The sequence below is a fragment of the Streptomyces sp. GQ60 genome (assembly GCF_059758875.1).
The window spans coordinates 444587-465814 of sequence record NZ_JCAXEG010000003.1; the positions used below are offsets into that span (position 1 = coordinate 444587).

A 21228-nucleotide genomic window follows, 5' to 3' on the forward strand; every position below is an offset into this window, starting at 1 on the left:
GCGGCAACCGCTGTCGCCCTGCCCGCGGCGGCCGGCGGCAGGGGCCCGGCGGGGGGCTCAGCAGGCCTTCCGCCAGGCGCCGAGGTCGTACTTCTTCTCCAGCGAGCTGAGCTTCAGCTCGCGCGAGGCAGGGCAGAACCGGCTCGCCGGAAGCTCGTACTCCACGTGGAAGACGGCCTTGCCCGCCGCGATGAACGGGGTCAGCCGTTCGCACTCGTCGTACTGGGCGCACTGCTCGTTGACCGCGAAGTCGAAGTCGCCCACCAGCTCCGGGATCTGGTCCAGGTCGTTCTTGAGCCCGACCGACAGACCGCGGTCGTGCGCGAGGCGGACGATGAGCCGGTTGTAGTTCAGCTGGTCGCCCGCGGTGAGCGGGAAGCCCGACGTGTTGCGGTAGGCGTCCATGTTGTCCGGTTCCACCGCGTCGAAGCCCTTGTCCCGGCACATGTCGAACCGCTTGGCGATCAGCGGTTCCAGTTCCGCGAGGCGCCGGATGTCGAGCCAGCGCTCGCCCTCCCAGCCGTTGCCCTCCCCGCGCATCGACGGCGGGAAGGCCCCGGCGTCCGGCCGGAAGTCCTCCCAGGCGCCGGTGGAGAGGTAGCAGATGGTCCGCCGGCCGGCTGCCTTCAGCTCGGCAACCTGCTCCTTGGTGGTGGTGAACCCGTCGATGTCGTAGACCGCCGCCTTGACCGAGGTGTCGAGCTTCCCGGTGAGCTGCCACTGCCAGCTCACGCCGGGCGCCGGCTGCCAGCGCTCCCCCGGCGCCGGGGCGGGCGAGAGGTCGTCGGGCCGGGCTTCGTCGTCCCCGTCCGGGCCGGAGGTGCAGGCCGCGAGCAGCAGCATCGCGACGACGCCGTGGACCAGCAGGCGGCTGCGGCGGACGGACGAGCGGGTGGATGGGCGTCTCATCCGGTGGCCTCCAGGGCGTACGGCAGGGTCCCCCACGGGTGCGCGCCGGTCCCCGGGACCGCGCAGTGCACCCCCGCCCCCCGCTGGACCGCCAGCCGCTCGGCCAGTTCGGCGGCCGGGGCGCCCGGCGGGACGGCGTAGACGAGGTGGCAGAACCGGTGGGCGGGGTGGTCCGCGGTCCACGGGGGAACCGCGGCCGCGTCCCGGTAGGCGTCCCAGGGCCCCTCGAAGGTGACGAGCAGGTCGGCGAGTTCGGCGTAGCCCGGGTGCGGGTGCACTCCGTGGTTGAGGACGACGGTACGGGCCCCGGCGGCCCGCGCCGCGACGACGAGCCGCCGGTAGTGCGGCAGGAACTCCGGGCCGGCCGCTGCCTGGTCCAGGAAGGTCCCGTCGGTGCCGTACCAGTCACGGTGGCGCAGCAGGTCCTGGACCACGGCGGCGTGCGGGCGGCGCCCGTAGTCGGTGTCGGCGTACCCCAGGACGGGCACGCCGGCCCCCCGCAGCCGTGTCGCGACGGCGGCGAACCGCTCGTCGGGGGCCTCGCCGGGCCCGCTGGCGGGGTTGAGCACCACGGAGTGCAGCCGGCCCGCGGCGCGGATGAGCCGCTCCCAGTACTCGGGGCGGTCGGCGGGGTGCTCGTAGAGGGGCACCAGGAGCATGAGGTCCTTCTTCTCGTACGGGGTCACGTGCGACGGCGGTGACGGGCGGGGGTGAGCGGTGGGCGGGGTCAGCGGTGGGCCGTGGCGCGGCCCAGCAGCAGGCAGACCAGGGTGCCCAGGGCGAGCGCCGCGGCCCCGGCGACGGCCAGTTGCACGGCGCGCGGCTGGCCGAGGCCCAGGAGCAGGGCCAGGCTCTGCGCGACGGCGGCCGAGGCGCAGACCACCGCGGCGGGCCGGACCGCCCCGAAGGACTGCAGGAGCAGCCCGGTCCACATCACGGCCCCGAGCAGCAGCAGGGTGGCGACCCGGACCCCGGTCAGGCCGGGCGCGCCGGGCCAGAGCAGGGTGCCGGTGACGCCGAGGGCCAGCAGCACCGCCAGGTAGGTGGCGAGGCACCGGGCCAGGGTGGCGAGCATCCGCCGCCAGAACTGCCGGGGCGAGCGGGCCGCGCGCAGGCCGGCGAGGCTGCCGCTGCGGAACCTGTGGAGCAGCCATTCGGCGGGGCCCATGCTGAGGGTGAGCGCCACCGCCGAGGGGGCCGCGACCGCCTCGGCGGGGCCGCCGGCGAGGACCTCGCCGAGGGCCGCGTACAGCACGAGCAGGCCGGTGCCCAGGCCGAACACCCCGTAGGGGACGGAGTCCCCGAGCCGGGGTCCGCGCGGCGCGTACTCCTCCTCGGCGCCGCGCAGCATCTGCCAGCGCACCGGGCCCCGCTCGCCCGGCCGGTGCTCCGTCCAGCCGCGGACGCGGAGCACGAGGGCCCGTACGCCGTCGGCCAGCGGCAGTTCCCGTACGGCCAGGCCGCAGGCGGCCACGAGCGAGGCCGCCAGCAGGAACACCCGCACCGGGACGGGCAGTTCCAGGAGGAGGGAGAGCAGCGCCCCGACGGCCATCGGTGCGAGCGCGGCCAGCAGCAGCCGCTCCCGCCCGAGGACGAGCAGGACGGTGGCGGCCCCGACGTACAGGGCCTGGCCCGCGGCGAAGGCGTAGGAGAAGGGGGGTCCGCCGGGGACCGCCAGCGCGGCGGCGGTCCCCAGGAGGGCCCCGGCGGGGGCTCCGGCGAGCAGGGTCCGCCCGGCGGCGGCCCGGTCGCCGAGGCCGAGCCAGGAGTACGCCCGGTGGGACAGGGTCTGGTCCCAGACCCAGCCGATGAGCGCCCCGGCGAGCAGGGTGAGCGTCCCGGCGGGCAGCCCCAGCCGGTCCTTGGGCCCGTCCAGCAGCGGTGCGCCGAGCAGGTAGGCGAGCCCGGGCAGGGCGAAGATCACCCCGCGCAGGAGGCAGGCGCTGAGGGGGACCTTCCAGGGGTCGGGGACCCGGTCGGGCTCCGGGAAGGAGCGCGGCACCCGGGCATAGAGCTCCTCGGCGAGGCCGAAGGAGTCCTGGCGCCCGTAGGCGAGGCGGATGTGCTCGTCGGTCATTCCGTCGGATTCCAGGACGGCGGCGATCTCGTCGGGGTGGACGGCGGCGGCGATGAACGCGTCGAGGCGCTCGGCGAGTTCGTCCATCGGGTCGGCGGCCGGCCCCTCGCGGCGCGGCCGCGGGATGCCGGGCAGGGTGTCCGGGGCGTCCGCGCCGGGCGCCGTACCGCGCCCGGCGGCCGCGGCGTGGCCCACGGGGACCCAGGCCCCGTCCGGGCCGGGCGGCTTGAGCCAGAGGGATCCGCTCACCACAGGCTCCCGTCGGCGGCGAGTTCCTTGTACCAGGGGTCGGCGAGGCGCTGGGTCCACTCGTCGCCCGCGTGGACGGGCAGCACGGGCTGGCCCGCGAGCTCACGGTAGATGTGCCGGAAGCCGTCCACGGACTGGTGGAGCGTGAACTTCTCCACCACCCGCTTGCGGGACATCCGGCCCAGTTCCGCCCGGCGTTCGTCGTCGCGGAGCAGGGCGAGGGTGGCGCGGGCCATGGTCTCGGGCTCGCGCGGCGGGACGACGAGGCCGGTGTCGCCGACGGCCTCGCGGACCCCGCCCACGTCGGTGGAGACGGTGGTGCGGCCGCAGGACATGGCCTCGATGATCGAGAAGGGGAAGCCCTCGCTGATGGAGGAGAGCATCACGATGGAGCCGGCCGCATAGGCGCGCGCGACCTCCTCGATGCGGCCCTCGTAGGAGATCCCGTCGCCCACCCCCAGCTCGGCGGCGAGCTTCTCCAGCTTGAGCTTGTACTCCTCGCAGCCCGCCGGGACCGGGCCGAAGAGGCGCAGCCGCAGGTCCGGGAGCTCCTCGCGCATGAACGCGTAGGCGCGGATGAGGGTTTCGAGGTCCTTGATGGGGTCGATCCGGCCGCACCAGCTCAGGGTGGGGACCTCCGGCTCGGGACCGGCCTCGGGGAAGGCGTGCGGGTCGACGCCGTTGTAGACGGTGCGGATCCGCTCGGAGTCGGCGCCCCCGCGCTCCTCCCAGCGGCGGTTGTACTGGTTGCACGGGGTGATCAGGTCGGCCTGGCGGTAGCCCTCGGTGTTGAGCTCGCGGTAGAAGCCGAGCATGAGCGCCTTGACGGGCCAGCGCTGCTCGGCGCTGCGGTAGCCGAGGTAGCGCTCGCGGAGGTAGATGCCGTGCTCGGTGAGGAGGAAGGGCACCTGGTCGAGGTACTTGGCCGCGAGCGCCGGGAGGGTGGCCAGTCCGCTGCTGACGGCGTGCGCGACGCTGTCCGGCGGGATCCGCACGGACAGGGGGCGCAGCGCGTGTTCCAGCAGGTCCGTGGCGGTGAGCGCGTCGTGGATGGTGGGCTCGGCGGCGGCGGTGACCAGGCCGGGGCGGGTCCAGACGGTCATCAGCAGGCGCAGGACCGATTCGGAGCGCAGGGCCGCGGCGAGCCGCCCGGAGCGGGCCAGCAGGGCCAGCTCGCGCAGGGATTCGGAGAATCCGCCGCGAGCGGGGTCGAGCAGGGAGAGCAGGAAGGTCTCGTAGGTCTCGGCGAAACCGCGCTTGGCCTTCCCCCGCAGGCCGGAGCGCAGTCTGCGGGCCGGCGGGGCACCCCAGAGGGGGACGCTGGTGTGGCGGTACACGTTGCGCGGCAGTTCCCAGGTGACCGGCTCACGTCCGGAGCCGGTCAAGGCTATGACGTTGAAGTCGACCTCCGGCATGCCTCGGACCAGTTGGTCGCACCACGTGCTGACGCCCCCGTGGACGTGCGGGTAGGTGCCTTCGGTGAGCATGGTGACATGGCGCCCATGGCTCATGCGGTGTGTCCCCCCAGGACGGAAAAGGGGCCGGCGCCCGTGGTTCGCGGAGCGCCGGCGCTAGGTGGTACGCGTGGCTGTCTTGTTGCGTGCCCGCAGTGGTCGGGGCGGGTGGAGCGGGTGGAGCAGCAGAGCGGTGGAGCGTCAGAGCGGTGGAGCGTCAGAGCGGTGGAGCGTCAGGGCATGTGGAGCGTGACGGCGCTCTGGAGCAATTCGGGAGCCGTCCAGGTGGAGCGGGACCCGGCGTAGGCGGTGCCGAAGTCCGCGGTGCCCAGCAAGAGCTGCTTCTTGGTGCCGGTGGGCGCCGTGACCGGGGCCACGACGCCGGAGGGCGCCTTGACGGTGACGACCTTGCCGATGCGGTAGGCGGTGACCTGGTTGGCGGCGACCGCCGCGTTCCAGGCCGCGCGGCGCTGGAGCTCGACGCCGGTGTCCTTCATGCTCTGGTTCACGATCGGCGCGGAGGGCGCGTACAGGGTGCGGTAGGTGTCGAGGACCTGGTTCAGCACCGGGTAGAGGGTGCGGTCCTCGGCGAGGTTGGACTGGTGGACGTAGTGCGGGCGCGGGTCGTTGTTCAGGACGTGCCGCATGGCGGTCCTGGCCTCGGCCGGGACGATGTGGTCCAGGTAGCCCGTCTGGGCGTCGAGCGGGGCCGGCAGGCAGGTGGAGGTAGCGGGGTTGTCCTCGCAGATGCCGCTTCCGCCGTGGGCCCTGCTGGTGTAGATCCAGTTGTACTCGTCGGCCATCTCGGCGTTGGTGCCCGTGTTGTAGTACACGTTCATCGGGTGCCGGGGGACGGTCAGCGCGGCGCCGACGGCCCGCTGCGCGGGCTCGCGGGAGTTGTCGCTGCCCGCCCACTTCACGCCGTTGTCGGCGAGCGCGCCGGCCAGGTTCGGGTTGTCCTGGGGCTGCTGCGGGAGGGTCTTGAGGCCGGAGTGCTCACCGGTGACCAGTTCGGTGCGGTCGATGGCGATGCCCTTGGAAGCGGCCCAGTTGTTGTTGTCCCGGATCTGCGCGGAGATCTCGGCGCGGCTCATCCAGTTGATCGCGCCGGCGCTGTTCTTCGTACAGCTCCACGGGACGGTGGTGGTGTCCTGGACGCAGCCGAGGAACGGGTGGGTGTAGGTGTGGTTCATCCACCGGTACTTCGCCCGGTCGGCCACGAGCTGGGCGGTCAGGGCGTCGACGCCGCCGTTCTCCGCCTTCCACTCCTCACCGGCGCCGCCGTTGAAGAGCATGTCGAGCTTGAAGTTCTTGGACGTCTGCCACTGCGCCGCGTACACGGCGTCGGCGGCCGTCATCCGGATCGAGGACTCCTGGCCCTCGCCGCCGGCGCAGGCGTAGTCGCCCGGGGTGCAGTTGAGCTCCTTGTTCCAGCGGGCGTCCGGGGCGAAGACGTCGTCGACGTGGACCGCGAAGTAGTTGCGCTCCTGGCCGAGGTGGACGCCCTGGGTCATCCACTCGACGATGCCCCGGGCCAGCAGGCGGAACTGCTGCTGGTACTGGTTGTAGCCGAAGGTGACGACCAGTTCGCTGCGCCCGTCGTGGGTGTACTCGCCGACGAGCGAGGCCCGTCCGGAGCCGACCGGGGCGTCCAGGTAACTGGTGTAGCCCGGCCGCGGCTTGGCCATGAACCCGTAGCTCTCCGGGATCAGCGGCGAGTTGTCCTCGAAGGCCACCTGCCCCCCGAGGTAGGCGAAGGGGCCCGCCTTGCCGGCGGCGGTGACCGCGGCCTGGGTGCCGTCCAGGGTGCCGCTGAAGCCGCCGTTGTCGGTGTACTCCAGGCCGACGCCCGGGTGCGCCCAGGTGTAGGCGTCGACCTGGCGGATCCCGTACGCCGTCTCGTACGCGGTGAGCGCGGCCATCTCGGCCGAGCCCGCCCCGAACGGGTTCTCGTTCGGCAGCACCACGCTCTGGAACTTGGCGCGCGGCCGCCCGTCGACCGTGTCGGCGAGGAACGCCGCGTTGACCACCGGGCGGCTCCCGCTGCCCAGGTCGATGCGGGTGTACGGAACCCCCGTGTCGCGGAGTTCCGCCGTGATCGCCTCGACGGAGCTCCCGCCGTCGTCGACGACGAGCACCCGCAGGTCGACCCGCGGTGTCACCGCCGCCTGCGCGGCCGATCCGGGTACGGCGACGGATGCTATGGCGGCCGCGAGGCAGACGGCGGCGAGCCTGTTCATCCGGTTCTTGTGGACCATTTCGGCCTTTCCCCCCGCAGATCCTCGACTTCGGCATGTGGCGTTGAGCCAGACCGGGGAGGCTCTGTGGAAATGATGCAAAGGAACCCCGCGTCCCCTTGCGAGAGTGGTTCGAGTGTTTCGGACCTCGTCAGGCCTACGGGGCAAACCTGCAACACAGGCCACAGATGGGTGAACCTGACAGCCTCTTGATCGAACAACTTGCCAAACCTTCGAGTGGCGTGCGGGCGAGTGCGGGCGCGTAGGCTCGTTTCCGGCGGCCATCGGGCCCGAATACGATCGCTACGGACGGCCGTCCACCCACTCGGCCCACACCACCAAAACGGAAGCGAGAATTCACCACCGTGACTGCTCTGACTCTCAGCACTGCCGGACCGGCGACGCTGCGCGCCGACGCCCTCGTCGTCGGCGTGGCGAAGGGCCCCAAGGGCCCCGTCGTCGCCGCGGGCGCCGAGGCCGTGGACAAGGCGTACGACGGCAAGCTCGCCGCCGTGCTCGACGCGCTCGGCGCCTCGGGCGCCGAAGGCGAGACCACCAAGCTGCCGGCGCCGGACGGCCTGAAGGTCCCGGTCGTGCTGGCGGTCGGACTGGGCTCCCTGCCGGACGCGGACGAGTCCTACGACGAGGAGGCCCTGCGCCGCGCCGCCGGCGCCGCCGCCCGCGCCCTGCACGGCGTCAAGAAGGCCGCCTTCGCCCTCCCCCTCGACGACGCCTCCGCCGTCACGGCCGTGGCCGAGGGCGCGCTGCTGGGCGCGTACGCCTTCACCGCGTACCAGGGCGGGGAGAAGAAGTCCTCGGACGGCACCAAGAACAACGGGCCGAAGCAGCCGCTCGCCGAGATCGCCCTGCTCGGCGCCAAGCCGCGCGACAAGGAGCACAAGGCCGCGGCCGAGCGCGCCACGATCGTCGCGACCGAGATCAACATCGCCCGTGACCTCGTCAACACCCCGCCGAACGACCTCACCCCCGAGGCCTTCGCGGCGGTCGCCGGCGCGGCCGCCAAGGAGAACGGCATCAAGGTCCAGATCCTGGACGAGAAGGCCCTGGTCAAGGGTGGCTACGGCGGCATCATGGGCGTCGGCAAGGGCTCCGAGAACCCGCCGCGCCTGGTGAAGCTCTCCTACACCCACCCCAAGGCGGAGAAGACCCTCGCCTTCGTCGGCAAGGGCATCACCTACGACTCGGGCGGCATCTCCCTGAAGCCGGCCGGCCACAACGAGACGATGAAGTGCGACATGGCCGGCGCCGCCGCCGTCTTCGCCTCCGTGGTCGCGGCCGCCAAGCTCGGCCTCCAGGTCAACGTCACCGGCTGGCTCGCGCTCGCCGAGAACATGCCCTCCGGCTCGGCCACCAAGCCCGGCGACGTGCTGCGCATGTACAGCGGCAAGACCGTCGAGGTGCTCAACACGGACGCCGAGGGCCGCCTCGTCCTGGGCGACGCGCTGACCAAGGCCTCCGAGGAGAACCCGGACGCGATCGTCGACGTGGCGACCCTGACCGGCGCCATGGTGATGGCCCTGGGCGACCGCACCTTCGGCATCATGGCCAACGACGACGCCTTCCGCACCTCGATCCACGAGATCGCCGAGGAGGTCGGCGAGGCCTCCTGGCCGATGCCGCTCCCCGAGGACCTGCGCAAGACCATGGACTCCCCCACCGCCGACATCGCCAACATGGGTGTCCGCATGGGCGGCGGCCTGGTGGCCGGCCTCTTCCTCCAGGAGTTCGTCGGCGAGGGCATCACCTGGGCCCACCTCGACATCGCGGGACCGGCCTTCCACGAGGGCGCCCCGTACGGCTACACCCCCAAGGGCGGCACCGGCTCCGCCGTCCGCACCCTGGTCCGCCTGGCCGAGCGCACGGCCACCGGCGACCTGGGCTGACGCCCAGAAGCCGAGCTCCACGCAGGCCCCGGCCATGATCAGATTTTCTGATCATGGCCGGGGCCTGTTCGCTGCCAACGAAATCCGTAGGTTTCTACGCTGCGGTAACCCGTGGTTAGGTCAGAACGACGTGCCCCAGGGCAGGCCCGGCGTCCCGCGTTCCGCCGACAAATGCGAAGATGGGTTCTCGGCAGGACAGGGCCCCCACCACAGGGCCGAAGAAAAAGCGGCCGTATACCAGCCGCCGCCCGGTCACAGAGGACCGGTGCTCGGCGCACATGCATGGAGGACGTGACGTGGCGAACGACGCCAGCACCGTTTTCGACCTAGTGATCCTCGGCGGCGGCAGTGGCGGTTACGCCGCAGCGCTGCGCGCATCCCAGCTGGGTCTGGACGTTGCCCTGATCGAGAAGAACAAGCTCGGCGGCACCTGCCTGCACAACGGCTGCATCCCCACGAAGGCTCTGCTGCACGCCGGTGAGATCGCGGACCAGGCCCGCGAGGCCGCCCAGTTCGGTGTCAAGGCCACTTTCGAGGGCATCGACATCGCGGGTGTGCACAAGTACAAGGACGACATCATCGCGGGCCTGTACAAGGGCCTGCAGGGTCTGGTCGCCTCCCGCAAGCTGACCTACATCGAGGGTGAGGGCCGCCTCTCCTCGCCGACGTCCGTCGACGTGAACGGCCAGCGCATCCAGGGCCGCCACGTGCTCCTGGCGACCGGCTCCGTGCCGCGCTCGCTGCCGGGCCTGAACATCGACGGCAACCGCATCATCTCCTCGGACCACGCGCTGGTCCTGGACCGCGTGCCCGAGTCGGCCATCGTCCTGGGCGGCGGCGTCATCGGCGTCGAGTTCGCCTCGGCGTGGAAGTCCTTCGGCACCGACGTCACGATCGTCGAGGGCCTCAAGCACCTCGTACCGGTCGAGGACGAGAACAGCTCCAAGCTGCTGGAGCGCGCGTTCCGCAAGCGGGGCATCAAGTTCAACCTCGGCACCTTCTTCGACAAGGCCGAGTACACCGAGAACGGCGTACGGGTCACCCTCGCGGACGGCAAGACCTTCGAGGCGGAGGTGCTGCTGGTCGCGATCGGCCGCGGCCCCGTCTCCCAGGGCCTGGGCTACGAGGAGCAGGGCGTCGCGATGGAGCGCGGCTACGTCGTGGTCGACGAGTACATGCAGACCAACGTGCCGACCATCTCGGCCGTCGGCGACCTCGCCCCGACCCTCCAGCTCGCGCACGTCGGCTTCGCCGAGGGCATCCTGGTGGCGGAGCGTCTGGCCGGCCTCAAGGCCGTCCCGATCGACTACGACGGTGTCCCGCGCGTCACGTACTGCCACCCCGAGGTCGCCTCCGTCGGCATCACCGAGGCCAAGGCCAAGGAGATCTACGGCGCGGACAAGGTCGTGGCCCTCAAGTACAACCTGGCGGGCAACGGCAAGAGCAAGATCCTGAAGACCGCGGGCGAGATCAAGCTCGTCCAGGTCAAGGACGGTGCCGTGGTCGGCGTCCACATGGTCGGTGACCGGATGGGCGAGCAGGTCGGCGAGGCCCAGCTGATCTACAACTGGGAAGCCCTGCCGGCCGAGGTCGCGCAGCTCATCCACGCGCACCCGACGCAGAACGAGGCGATGGGCGAGGCGCACCTGGCACTCGCCGGCAAGCCGCTGCACGCACACGACTAATCGTCACTGGGCGCGACGACCACTTCCGCACATTCGTTAGGAGCAACTGAAACCATGTCGGTTTCCGTAACCCTTCCGGCGCTCGGTGAGAGCGTCACTGAGGGCACTGTCACCCGTTGGCTGAAGGCCGAGGGCGAGCGCGTCGAGGCCGACGAGCCGCTGCTCGAGGTCTCGACCGACAAGGTCGACACCGAGATCCCGTCCCCCGTGTCGGGCATCCTGGCCTCCATCAAGGTCGCCGAGGACGAGACCGTCGAGGTCGGCGCCGAGCTGGCCGTCATCGACGACGGTTCGGGCGCGCCGGCCGCGGCCGAGGCTCCGGCCGCCGAGGCCCCCGCGGCCCCGGTCGCCGAGGCCCCCGCGGCCGAGGCCCCCGCGGCCGAGGCCCCCGCGGCCCCGGCCGCCGAGGCTCCGGCCGCTCCGGCCCCCGTCGCCGAGGCCCCCGCGGCCCCGGCGGCCGCCGCACCGGCTGCCTCCGGCACTGACGTAGTGCTCCCCGCCCTGGGCGAGTCCGTCACCGAGGGCACCGTCACCCGCTGGCTGAAGCAGGTCGGCGAGTCGGTCGAGGCCGACGAGCCGCTGCTCGAGGTCTCGACCGACAAGGTCGACACCGAGATCCCCGCCCCGGTCGCCGGCGTCCTGCTGGAGATCCTGGTCGCCGAGGACGAGAACGCCGAGGTCGGCGCGCGTCTGGCCGTCATCGGCGCGGCGGGCGCGGCTCCCGCGGCCGCTCCGGCCGCCGCCGCTCCGGCTCCGGCCGCCGCCCCGGCCCCGGTCGCGGCTGCCCCGGCTCCGGCCGCCGCTCCGGTTGCCGCTCCGGCTCCGGTTGCCGCTCCCGCTCCGGTTGCCGCTCCGGCCCCCGTGGCCGCTCCGGCCCCGGTCGCCGCCCCGGCTCCGGTCGCGCCGGTCGCCCCCGCCGCCCCGGTCTCCGCCGGTGACGAGGGTGCCTACGTGACCCCGCTGGTGCGCAAGCTCGCCACGGAGTCCGGCGTCAACCTGTCCGCGGTCTCGGGCACCGGCGTCGGTGGCCGCATCCGCAAGCAGGACGTCCTGGCCGCCGCCGAGGCCGCCAAGGCCGCCGCCGCCGCTCCGGCGCCGGCTGCTGCTCCGGCCGCGAAGGCCCCGGCCGCCGCGGTGTCCGAGCTGCGCGGTCAGACGGTCAAGATGACCCGCATGCGCAAGGTCATCGGCGACAACATGATGAAGGCCCTGCACTCGCAGGCGCAGCTCAGCTCCGTGGTCGAGGTGGACATCACCAAGATCATGAAGCTGCGCGAGAAGGCCAAGGCCGGCTTCCTCGCCCGCGAGGGCGTCAAGCTGTCCCCGATGCCGTTCTTCGTCAAGGCCGCGGCCCAGGCGCTGAAGGCCCACGCGGTCGTCAACGCCCGGATCAACGAGGACGAGGGCACCATCACCTACTTCGACTCGGAGAACATCGGCATCGCCGTGGACTCCGAGAAGGGCCTGATGACCCCGGTCATCAAGGGTGCCGGTGGCCTCAACCTGGCGGGCATCTCCAAGGCGACCGCCGACCTGGCCTCCAAGGTCCGCGGCAACAAGATCACGCCGGACGAGCTGTCGGGCGCGACCTTCACCATCAGCAACACCGGCTCGCGCGGTGCGCTGTTCGACACGGTCATCGTGCCCCCGAACCAGGTCGCCATCCTGGGCATCGGCGCGACGGTCAAGCGTCCGGTGGTCATCGAGACCGCCGAGGGCACGAACATCGGCATCCGCGACATGACGTACCTGACCCTGTCCTACGACCACCGCCTGGTGGACGGCGCGGACGCGGCCCGGTACCTCTCGGCCGTCAAGGCGATCCTCGAGGCCGGCGAGTTCGAGGTCGAGCTCGGCCTGTAAGGCTCATCGCGGCAGCGCTTCACGACTGTCGCGCACGGCGCCCCCGCCCGGGTTGCACGTCCCGGGCGGGGGCGCCGTCGTCGTACCCTGGGCCCCTCCGGTTGACGGTTGTAACCAGCCTCACGCTGCGCCTCTGACCAGGAACGCATCGCGACGAGCGGCGCCGCCGTATTGTCTACGCATCAAGGCCCGCACGCCCCTGCACGTCCCCCAGGAGATGAAGCCCCGATGATCACCCCACCCGTCGTGCACTCGCTGCGCGAGCAGATCCGCGAGCACATCGTGGAGGGGATCGTCAGCGGGCGCTGGAAGCCCGGCGAGCGGATCGTGGAGCGCCGGATCGCGGTGGAGCTGGAGGTCAGCCAGACACCCGTACGCGAGGCCCTGCGCGAGCTCGAGACGCTGCGGCTGATCGAGTCGGCGCCGAACAAGGGCGTGCGCGTGCGGAACCTGTCGGCGGCGGACCTGGAGGAGATCTACCCGGTCCGGGCGGGCCTGGAGCAGATCGCGGCAGAGCTGGCGGCGCCCCGGCTGGCGTCCGACTGCTCGGCCCTGGAACCGCACGTGGCGGCCCTGTGGGAGGCCGACCGCAGCGCGGACGGCACGGCCCAGGTGCGGCACACCGTGGGGTTCCACCGCGAGATGGTGCGGGCCGCCGGGAACAGCGTGCTGCTGCACACCTGGGAGTCCCTGGGCATCGAGGTCTTCACGGCCCTGTCCATCCGGTGGCTGGGAACCGTCCAGAAGTCCTACGCCGAAGAGCACGAGGCCCTCGTGGACGCCTTCCGCAATCAGGACCCGGACATCGGACTGCTCGTGAAGCGGCACGTTCTGGGGTGCGCGCCGCGGGCTTGATCTCGCCCTTCGAGACCGGCTCCGCCGCCCGCCTTATCCTGATTTGCCCGGCACTGGGTGCCCATTTCCCTGGCACCCGGTGCCGACTTTTGTCATATGGACGTTTCTTCGTCACTTTTATTTGATCGATCATCGATCAGCGCCTTACAGTCATCCGCGGACCCCACCCGGGTCCAACGACCCTGTCCTGCCCGTCAGGGATTTCTTCACCACCTCTCCTTTATCCGGAAGGCGGCGCACACCGATGTCCGACCCCGTAGGAAAGCTTCCGAGCGAGCTCGACCAGCTCCCGGACCGCGACACCGAGGAGACCGCCGAATGGGCGGCCTCCCTCGACGCCGTCGCCAAGGCCGCCGGTACGCGCCGCGCCGAATACCTGCTCCGCCGCACCCTTCAGCACGCCGAGGCCGCCGGTCTCGCCCTGCCGAAGCTGCTCGAGACGGACTACGTCAACACCATCCCCACCTCCGCGGAGCCCGAGTTCCCCGGCGACGAGGCGATGGAAGCCCGGATCACCGCGTGGAACCGCTGGAACGCGGCCGCCATGGTGACCCGCGGCTCCAAGTACGGCGTCGGCGGCCACATCGCCACCTTCGCCTCCGCCGCGTGGCTGTACGAGACCGGCTTCCAGCACTTCTTCCGCGGGAAGGAGGCCGACGGATCGGGCGACCAGCTCTACATCCAGGGCCACGCCTCCCCCGGCATCTACGCCCGCGCCTTCCTCGACGGCCGGATCTCCGAGCAGCAGCTCGACAAGTTCCGCCAGGAGGCCGGCGGCAACGGCCTGCCGTCCTACCCGCACCCGCGGCGCCTGCCGTGGCTGTGGGAGTTCCCGACGGTCTCCATGGGCCTCGGCCCGCTCTCCGCGATCTACCAGGCGCGCTTCAACCGCTACCTGCAGAACCGGAGCATCAAGGACACCGCCAACTCGCACGTCTGGGCCTTCCTGGGCGACGGCGAGATGGACGAGCCCGAGTCGACCGCCGCCCTGGCCCTGGCCTCCCGCGAGCAGCTCGACAACCTGACCTTCGTCATCAACTGCAACCTGCAGCGCCTCGACGGTCCGGTCCGCGCGAACTTCCGCGTGGTGCAGGAGCTGGAAGCCCAGTTCCGCGGCGCCGGCTGGAACGTCATCAAGTCGCTGTGGGGCTCCGCCTGGGACGAGCTGTTCCAGCTCGACACCACGGGCGCCCTGGTACGCCGCCTGCGCGAGGTACCCGACGCGCAGTTCCAGACGTACGCGACCCGCGACGTGGCCTACATCCGCAACCACTTCTTCGGCGCCAACCCCGAGCTGGTCCAGCTCGCCGGCGTGCTGTCCGACGCGAAGATCGCGGAGTGCTTCCACAGCTCCCGCGGCGGCCACGAGCCCCGCAAGGTCTACGCCGCGTACAAGGCCGCCCTGGAGCACAAGGGTGCTCCGACGGTCATCCTCGCGCAGACCGTCAAGGGCTACACGCTGGGCGCCGGGTTCGAGTCGAAGAACGCGAACCACCAGATGAAGAAGCTGACGATCGACGAGTTCAAGGACATGCGTGACCTCCTTGGCCTCCCGATCCCGGACAGCGCCTTCGCCGACGGCCAGGTCCCGTACGGCCACCCGGGCGCGAACAGCCCCGAGGTCCAGTACCTGAACGAGCGCCGCGCGGCGCTCGGCGGCCCGGCCCCGGCCCGCAAGGTCAAGCACGTGGCCCTGCCGGCTCCGGCGGACCGTTCCTTCGCCCCGCTGCTCAAGGGCTCCGGCAAGCAGGAGATGGCCACCACCATGGCCTTCGTCCGGCTCGTCAAGGACCTGATGCGGGACAAGGAGACCGGCAAGCGCTGGGTGCCGATCGTCCCCGACGAGGCCCGCACCTTCGGCATGGAGTCCCTCTTCCCGTCGGCCGGCATCTACTCGCCGCTGGGCCAGACGTACGAGCCGGTCGACCGCGACCAGCTCATGTACTACAAGGAAGCCAAGGACGGCCAGATCCTCAACGAGGGGATCACCGAGGCCGGCGCCATGGCCGACTTCATCGCCGCCTGTACGTCGTACGCGACGCACGGCGAGCCGATGATCCCGTTCTACATCTTCTACTCGATGTTCGGCTGGCAGCGCACGGCCGACCAGATGTGGCAGCTCGCCGACCAGCTCGGCAAGGGCTTCATCGTCGGCGCCACCGCCGGCCGCACCACCCTGACCGGTGAGGGCCTGCAGCACGCGGACGGCCACTCGCACCTGATCGCGTCCACGAACCCGGCGTCGCTCAACTACGACCCGGCCTTCGCGTACGAGATCGCGGTGATCGTCAAGGACGGTCTGCGCCGGATGTACGGCGAGAAGCCGGAAGACGTCTTCTACTACCTGACGGTCTACAACGAGCCGAAGCCGCAGCCCGCCATGCCGGAGGGCGTGGAAGAGGGCATCCTGCGCGGTCTGTACCGCTTCAACACGGCGGCCGACCTCGCGGAGGCGGCTCCGGCCGCCGACGCCCCGAAGATCCAGCTGATGGCCTCCGGTACGGCCATCCACTGGGCCCTCGACGCGCAGAAGCTGCTCGCCGCCGACTGGAACGTGGCCGCCGACGTCTGGTCCGCCACCTCCTGGGGCGAGCTGCGCCGCGACGCGCTGGAGTGCGACGAGGCGCTGCTGCGCGGGGAGATGCGCACCCCGTTCGTCACCCGCGCGCTGGAGGGCGTCACCAGCCCGGTGCTCGCAGTCTCCGACTGGATGCGTCAGGTCCCGGACCAGATCAGCCAGTGGGTCGAGCAGGACTACACCTCGCTGGGCACGGACGGCTTCGGCCTCTCCGACACCCGTGAGGGCGCCCGCCGCTACTTCGGTGTCGACGCCCAGTCGATCGTGGTGGCCGCGCTGGCCCAGCTCGCCCGCCGCGGCGAGGTCCCGGCGTCCGCCATCAAGGAGGCCCGGGAGCGCTACGGCCTGTAAGGCCCCGCGCGTCCGTCCGTGAGGCGGCCCACCCCTTCGGGGGCGGGCCGCCTTCCGCGTTCTACGGCTGCGGTTCTCCGGCTGGGGCCGTAGCGGACGCGAGCCGGTCCGCGCGCGCCCTGGCCTCGTCGAGCAGGCGCAGGGCCTCCTCCTCCGCCTCCCGCACGATGACGTCGGCCCGGGCCTTGGCGTCGTCCAGCACGGTCCGGGCGGCTGCCCGGGTCTCGTCGAGCAGCCTCCGGGCAGCCGCCCGCGCTCTGGTCACGTCCTCGGCTGCCTGCTCGCGCACGTGCCGGACGTCCCGCTCGATCTGCGCGCGCAGCGCCCCCGCGGCCTCCTCGTCGGCCTCGGCCGTACGGGGCCGCGGGCCCGGCCGCGGCCCCGCGCCAGGCAGCTCCGCGTGCAGCCGGGCCACCACCGCGGCGGCGTCCGGCGGGCGGTGCGCGGGGTTCTTGGCGAGCAGGCCCGCCACCAGGTCGGCGATGCCGGGCGGGACCCCGGGCGCGTTCTGGGCGGTGAGCGGGCGCGGAGCCTCGTAGAGCTGCTGTCGGAGCAGGGCGTGCGGGGCCGGGTTCGTGAAGGGCGGGCGCCCGGTGAAGCCCTCGTAGAGCAGGCAGCCGAGGCTGTACAGGTCGGTGCGGTGGTCGATGCCCGGGTCCCCGCGGCACTGCTCGGGGGACATGTAGGGGAGCGTGCCCAGCGCAGTGCCGGCGGCGGTGAGTTCGCCGAGGCGCAGGCTTTCGCGCAGGATCTTGGCGAGGCCGAAGTCGAGCACCTTGACGACGCCCTCGCCGGTGAGCATGGCGTTCTGCGGCTTGATGTCCCTGTGCAGGATGCCGCGCCCGTGCGCGGCGACGAGCGCGGAGCCGATCTGGCCCGCCCAGTCGACGACCTCGTACCAGGCCGGGCGCGGGCCGGAGTGGAAGACCTCCCCCAGGTCCCGCCCGTCGACGTGCTCCATGACCAGGTAGAGCGTCCGGCGGCCCGCCACCTCGGCCTCGCCGCAGTCGTGGACGGTCACGGTGTGCCGGTGCGGGAGGTTCGCCGCGGAGCGCACCTCGTGGACGAAGCGCCGCTCGACGTGGTCCGCGTACCGGCCGGGTGCGACGTCGACGAGTTTGGCGGCGACCGGCCTGCGCATCCGCACGTCCTCGGCGGCCCAGACCTCGCCCATGCCTCCCCCGCCGAGGCGCTCCCCGAGCCGGTATCGGCCCCCGAGTAGTTCCCCCCGCATCCCCGCGCCCCTTCCCGCCCGCTCCCGGTCGCCGTTCGCCGGTTCCCTGTCCGAGCATGCGGCCGTGCGGGGGGCTCGGACCGGCCTTTCGCGGTACGCGCGGTGGCGGCGAGGGGGTGTACCCGTGATGCTTGAGCGGTGATGGACGAGACGGAGTTCTGGGAGCTGGTCGACCGTACCCGCGAGGCCGCCGAGGGCGACCCCGAGGAACACGCGGAGTTGCTCGTGGAGCGGCTGGCGCAGCTCGACCCGGACTCCGTGCTGGACTTCGCCCGGCACTTCGAGTCGCGGTACAACCGGGCGTACACCTGGGACCTGTGGGGCGCCGCGTGGGTGCTGCTCGACGGGGCGAGTGACGACGCCTTCGACTACTTCCGGTGCTGGCTGATCGGCCAGGGCCGGGAGGTCTTCGAGGGCGCGGTGCACGACCCGGACCAGTTGGCGGAGCTCCTCGACGAGTTCGACGAGGAGATCGACGGGGACGGCGAGGAGCTGGGGTACGCGGCGGACGAGGCCTACGAGCAGCTGACCGGGTCGGTCGCGCCGGATCTGGGGATCCCGCTGCAGGCGGCGGAGCCGGAGGGCGCTGCGCTGGACTTCGAGAACGAAGCCGTGCTCGCGGAGCGCTTCCCCCGGCTGTGGGACCGCTTCAGGGGCTGACCGCGTAGACGGCCTAGTAGTGCGTGCCGCCGTCGATGCGGATCTCCGTACCGGTGATGAAGGCGCCGTCCTCGGAGCCCAGCATGGCGACGACGCCGGCGACCGTCTGCGGGCCGGCGAAGCCCTGGCCGAGGGCGGGGGCGAGCTTGGCGAACAGGCTCCAGTCGGTGTCGTCGGGCAGGCCGGGGCCGGTGCCGGTGGTCATGCCGCTCTCGATGGAGCCGGGCGCGACGGCGACGAAGCGCAGCCCCTGCTTGCTGTACTCGGCGGCCAGCGCGTGGGTCATGGACTGGATGCCGCCCTTGCTGGCCGCGTACGCGGACATGTAGGGGTGGGCGAAGGACGCCGAGGTCGAGCTGAAGTTGACGACGACCGGCTGGTCGCCCGCCAGCAGCGCCGGGAGCGACTCGCGGATGACCAGGAACGTACCGGTCAGGTTCACCGAGATGATCTTGTTCCAGAATTCGAGCGTGGTCTGGTGGGTGTGCGCGGAGCGCAGGATGCCCGCGGCGTTGACCAGTACGTCGATGCCGGTGAGGGTGTCGACCGCGGCGGCCACGCCCGCCTTGACGGCGGCCTCGTCGGATATGTCGAGGACCGCGGTGGTGAGGCGGTCCGCGTGACCGTCGGCGGCGGCCCGGTCGGCGGTGGCCTTGAGACCGGCTTCGTTGACGTCCACGGTGTGGACCCGGCCGCCCTCGGAGAGGATGCGGTGGACGGTGGCCTGGCCGATGCCCGAGCCGCCGCCGGTGATGAGGACGCGACGTCCTTCGTAACGGTTCATGGGGGCGAGCGTACTCCCGTGATGACACGTTTTGCCACCCTGTCAAAACACGCAATTACGCCTCGGGGCCGAGGTATCCTTCCCCGGTGAGATCCCCTCGTCCGTACTCTCCCCAGGCCGGGCCCGGAGCCCAGTCGCTGAACGAGCGCCGCAAGGCGGCCACCCAGCTCGACATCGCCCGCGCGGCCTGCGAACTCTTCGCCGAGCACGGCCCCGACGGCACAACCGCCGAGGACATCGCCCACCGGGCCGGCGTGGCCCTGCGCACGTTCTACCGCTACTTCCGCAACAAGCAGGAGGCCGTCGCCCCGCTGCTCGCGGGCGGCGGCGACGCCTGGCGCGCGCTGCTCGCCGAGGAGGACCCGGGCACCCCGCTCACCGAGGCCGTGGAGCGCGCCGTCACCCGCTCCCTCACGGCCCCCCAGGCACTCGACGAGGGCCTGGAGGTCACCCGCGGCCTCTTGCGCGCCGCCACGACCGACGAGGCACTGCGGGCCGTCTGGTACCGGGTCAACCAGGACTCCGAGGAGCGGCTGGTCCCGGTCGTGGCCCGGCTCGCCGGCCCGGACGCCGAACCCCTCGCCGTCCGCCTCCTCGCCGCGGCGGCCACGGACGCGATCCGCATCTCCCTGGAACTCTGGTCCACCACGGACACCCCGCCCTCGGGCCCCGGCTCCCCGTCCGAACTCGCGATCCGCTGCCTGCGCGACCTCACGGGCGCGATGCCCCTGATGCGCTGAGCGCACCCGCCGCGGGAGCCGCTCGGACTTCGCCGGGCCCCCGTACACCTGGGCCGCGCGGCCCCACGACGAAAGCCCCGCCCCCTCTCGAAGAGGGAAGCGGGGCTTCGTTCGATCAGTGCGTCAGCACGGCACGGCTTAGAGGTCGAAGTAGAGCTCGAACTCGTGCGGGTGCGGGCGCTGGGCGATCGGGGCGATCTCGTGGGTGCGCTTGTAGTCGATCCAGGTCTCGATCAGGTCGGGGGTGAAGACACCGCCGGCCAGGAGGTACTCGTGGTCCTCCTCCAGGGCCTTGAGGACGTCCTCGAGGCTGGTCGGGACCTGCGGGACGCTCGCGTGCTCGTCCGGGGAGAGCTCGTAGAGGTCCTTGTCGATCGGCTCCATCGGCTCGATCTTGTTCTTGACACCGTCGAGGCCCGCGAGGAGCAGGGCCGCGAACGCCAGGTACGGGTTCGAGGACGGGTCCGGGGCGCGGAACTCGACGCGCTTGGCCTTCGGGTTCGAGCCGGTGATCGGGATGCGCATCGCGGCGGAGCGGTTGCGCTGCGAGTACACCATGTTGACCGGCGCCTCGAAGCCCGGGACCAGGCGGTGGTACGAGTTCACCGTCGGGTTGGTGAAGGCGAGCAGCGACGGGGCGTGCTTGAGGATGCCGCCGATGTAGTAGCGGGCGGTGTCCGAGAGGCCCGCGTAGCCGGCCTCGTCGTAGAACAGCGGGACGCCGTTCTCCCACAGCGACTGGTGCACGTGCATGCCCGAGCCGTTGTCACCGAAGATCGGCTTCGGCATGAAGGTCGCGGTCTTGCCGTTGCGCCAGGCGACGTTCTTCACGATGTACTTGAAGAGCATCAGGTCGTCGGCCGCGGCGAGCAGCGTGTTGAACTTGTAGTTGATCTCGGCCTGGCCACCGGTGCCGACCTCGTGGTGCTGGCGCTCGACCTGGAGGCCCTGGGCGTCCAGCTCGAGGGAGATCTCGGCGCGCAGGTCGGCGAAGTGGTCGACCGGGGCTACGGGGAAGTAACCACCCTTGTAGCGGACCTTGTAACCACGGTTGTTCTCCTCGGAGCCCGTGTTCCAGGCACCGGCCTCGGAGTCGATGTGGTAGAAGCTCTCGTTCGCGGAGGTCGCGAAGCGCACGCTGTCGAACACGTAGAACTCGGCCTCGGGGCCGAAGTACGCCGTGTCGGCGATGCCGGTGGAGGCGAGGTACGCCTCGGCCTTCTTCGCGACGTTGCGCGGGTCGCGGCTGTAGGCCTCGCCCGTGATCGGGTCGTGGATGAAGAAGTTGATGTTGAGCGTCTTGTCCTTGCGGAACGGGTCCAGGCGCGCGGTGGTGATGTCGGCGCGCAGCGCCATGTCGGACTCGTGGATCGCCTGGAAGCCGCGGATCGAGGAGCCGTCGAAGGCCAGCTCCTCGTTCGGGTCGAACGCCCGCCCCGGAATGGTGAAGTGCTGCATCACACCAGGCAGGTCGCAGAAGCGGACGTCAACGAACTTGACGTCGTTCTCCTTGATGTACTGCGTCACTTCGTCGGCGTTCTTGAACATCCAACTCCTCCTACTCCCGGCCCCGGGGCAGGGGCGGGTTTTATAGCTAGTGGTGCGTCAGTGCGGTGCCGCACGCTGACCCGACCATAAGCAGACGGGG

The 21228-nt window shown here is 71.6% G+C and carries 15 protein-coding genes; 7 read left to right on the forward strand and 8 right to left on the reverse strand.

Going from position 1 to position 21228, the window contains the following annotated elements; translation table 11 throughout:
• Positions 1-57 precede the first annotated feature (57 nt).
• The 5 genes from AC6CKD_RS10675 to AC6CKD_RS10695 all read right to left on the reverse strand — a co-directional run bounded on the left by AC6CKD_RS10675 (position 58) and on the right by AC6CKD_RS10695 (position 6947).
• Entirely contained in the window at positions 58-909 is an 852-nt protein-coding gene (locus AC6CKD_RS10675; RefSeq protein ID WP_498326732.1) for an endo alpha-1,4 polygalactosaminidase, read from the reverse strand.
• Positions 906-1568, reverse strand: coding sequence for a spherulation-specific family 4 protein (locus AC6CKD_RS10680; protein ID WP_498326956.1), 663 nt, complete (start codon positions 1566-1568; stop codon positions 906-908). Before AC6CKD_RS10680 ends, AC6CKD_RS10675 begins: the two co-directional genes overlap by 4 nt.
• A 68-nt stretch (positions 1569-1636) precedes the next feature.
• Positions 1637-3235, reverse strand: a complete 1599-nt coding sequence (locus AC6CKD_RS10685) for a hypothetical protein (RefSeq protein WP_498326733.1) — start codon at positions 3233-3235, stop codon at positions 1637-1639.
• Positions 3232-4746 (reverse strand): GT4 family glycosyltransferase PelF, encoded by a 1515-nt coding sequence (pelF, locus tag AC6CKD_RS10690; RefSeq protein WP_498326735.1) that lies wholly within the window; start codon positions 4744-4746, stop codon positions 3232-3234. Before pelF ends, AC6CKD_RS10685 begins: the two co-directional genes overlap by 4 nt.
• Before the next feature lie 176 nt (positions 4747-4922).
• Positions 4923-6947, reverse strand: coding sequence for a hypothetical protein (locus tag AC6CKD_RS10695; protein ID WP_498326737.1), 2025 nt, complete (start codon positions 6945-6947; stop codon positions 4923-4925).
• A gap of 344 nt (positions 6948-7291) precedes the next feature.
• On the opposite strand from AC6CKD_RS10695, the gene AC6CKD_RS10700 reads away from it, so the two are divergent.
• From AC6CKD_RS10700 to aceE, 5 genes are all read left to right on the forward strand, one after another.
• Positions 7292-8830 (forward strand): leucyl aminopeptidase, encoded by a 1539-nt coding sequence (locus AC6CKD_RS10700; RefSeq protein ID WP_498326738.1) that lies wholly within the window; start codon positions 7292-7294, stop codon positions 8828-8830.
• 296 nt (positions 8831-9126) lie between these two features.
• On the forward strand, positions 9127-10515 hold the full coding sequence (gene lpdA / locus AC6CKD_RS10705; RefSeq protein ID WP_498326740.1) for a dihydrolipoyl dehydrogenase: 1389 nt from the start codon (positions 9127-9129) through the stop codon (positions 10513-10515).
• A gap of 54 nt (positions 10516-10569) precedes the next feature.
• A complete protein-coding gene (sucB, locus tag AC6CKD_RS10710) occupies positions 10570-12378 on the forward strand; it encodes a 2-oxoglutarate dehydrogenase, E2 component, dihydrolipoamide succinyltransferase (RefSeq protein ID WP_498326742.1) in 1809 nt (602 codons plus the stop codon).
• A 231-nt stretch (positions 12379-12609) separates the two neighbouring features.
• Entirely contained in the window at positions 12610-13233 is a 624-nt protein-coding gene (locus tag AC6CKD_RS10715) for a GntR family transcriptional regulator (RefSeq protein WP_403710130.1), read from the forward strand.
• Positions 13234-13477: 244 nt separating this feature from the next.
• On the forward strand, positions 13478-16162 hold the full coding sequence (gene aceE, locus AC6CKD_RS10720; RefSeq protein ID WP_498326744.1) for a pyruvate dehydrogenase (acetyl-transferring), homodimeric type: 2685 nt from the start codon (positions 13478-13480) through the stop codon (positions 16160-16162).
• Positions 16163-16223: 61 nt separating this feature from the next.
• Here the strand turns inward: aceE and AC6CKD_RS10725 are convergent, their stop codons facing one another.
• Positions 16224-17396 (reverse strand): serine/threonine-protein kinase, encoded by a 1173-nt coding sequence (locus AC6CKD_RS10725; protein WP_498326746.1) that lies wholly within the window; start codon positions 17394-17396, stop codon positions 16224-16226.
• Positions 17397-17537: 141 nt separating this feature from the next.
• On the opposite strand from AC6CKD_RS10725, the gene AC6CKD_RS10730 reads away from it, so the two are divergent.
• Complete coding sequence (locus tag AC6CKD_RS10730; RefSeq protein ID WP_498326958.1) at positions 17538-18056, forward strand: DUF4240 domain-containing protein; 519 nt, start codon at positions 17538-17540, stop codon at positions 18054-18056.
• A gap of 13 nt (positions 18057-18069) precedes the next feature.
• Here the strand turns inward: AC6CKD_RS10730 and AC6CKD_RS10735 are convergent, their stop codons facing one another.
• Complete coding sequence (locus AC6CKD_RS10735) at positions 18070-18840, reverse strand: SDR family NAD(P)-dependent oxidoreductase (RefSeq protein ID WP_498326747.1); 771 nt, start codon at positions 18838-18840, stop codon at positions 18070-18072.
• A gap of 86 nt (positions 18841-18926) precedes the next feature.
• Here AC6CKD_RS10735 and AC6CKD_RS10740 point away from each other — a divergent pair, with 86 nt between their 5' ends.
• Positions 18927-19580 (forward strand): TetR/AcrR family transcriptional regulator, encoded by a 654-nt coding sequence (locus AC6CKD_RS10740; RefSeq protein WP_498326748.1) that lies wholly within the window; start codon positions 18927-18929, stop codon positions 19578-19580.
• A 138-nt stretch (positions 19581-19718) separates the two neighbouring features.
• Here AC6CKD_RS10740 and glnA read toward each other — a convergent pair whose 3' ends face one another.
• Positions 19719-21128, reverse strand: a complete 1410-nt coding sequence (glnA, locus tag AC6CKD_RS10745; RefSeq protein WP_498326749.1) for a type I glutamate--ammonia ligase — start codon at positions 21126-21128, stop codon at positions 19719-19721.
• Positions 21129-21228: the final 100 nt, after the last annotated feature.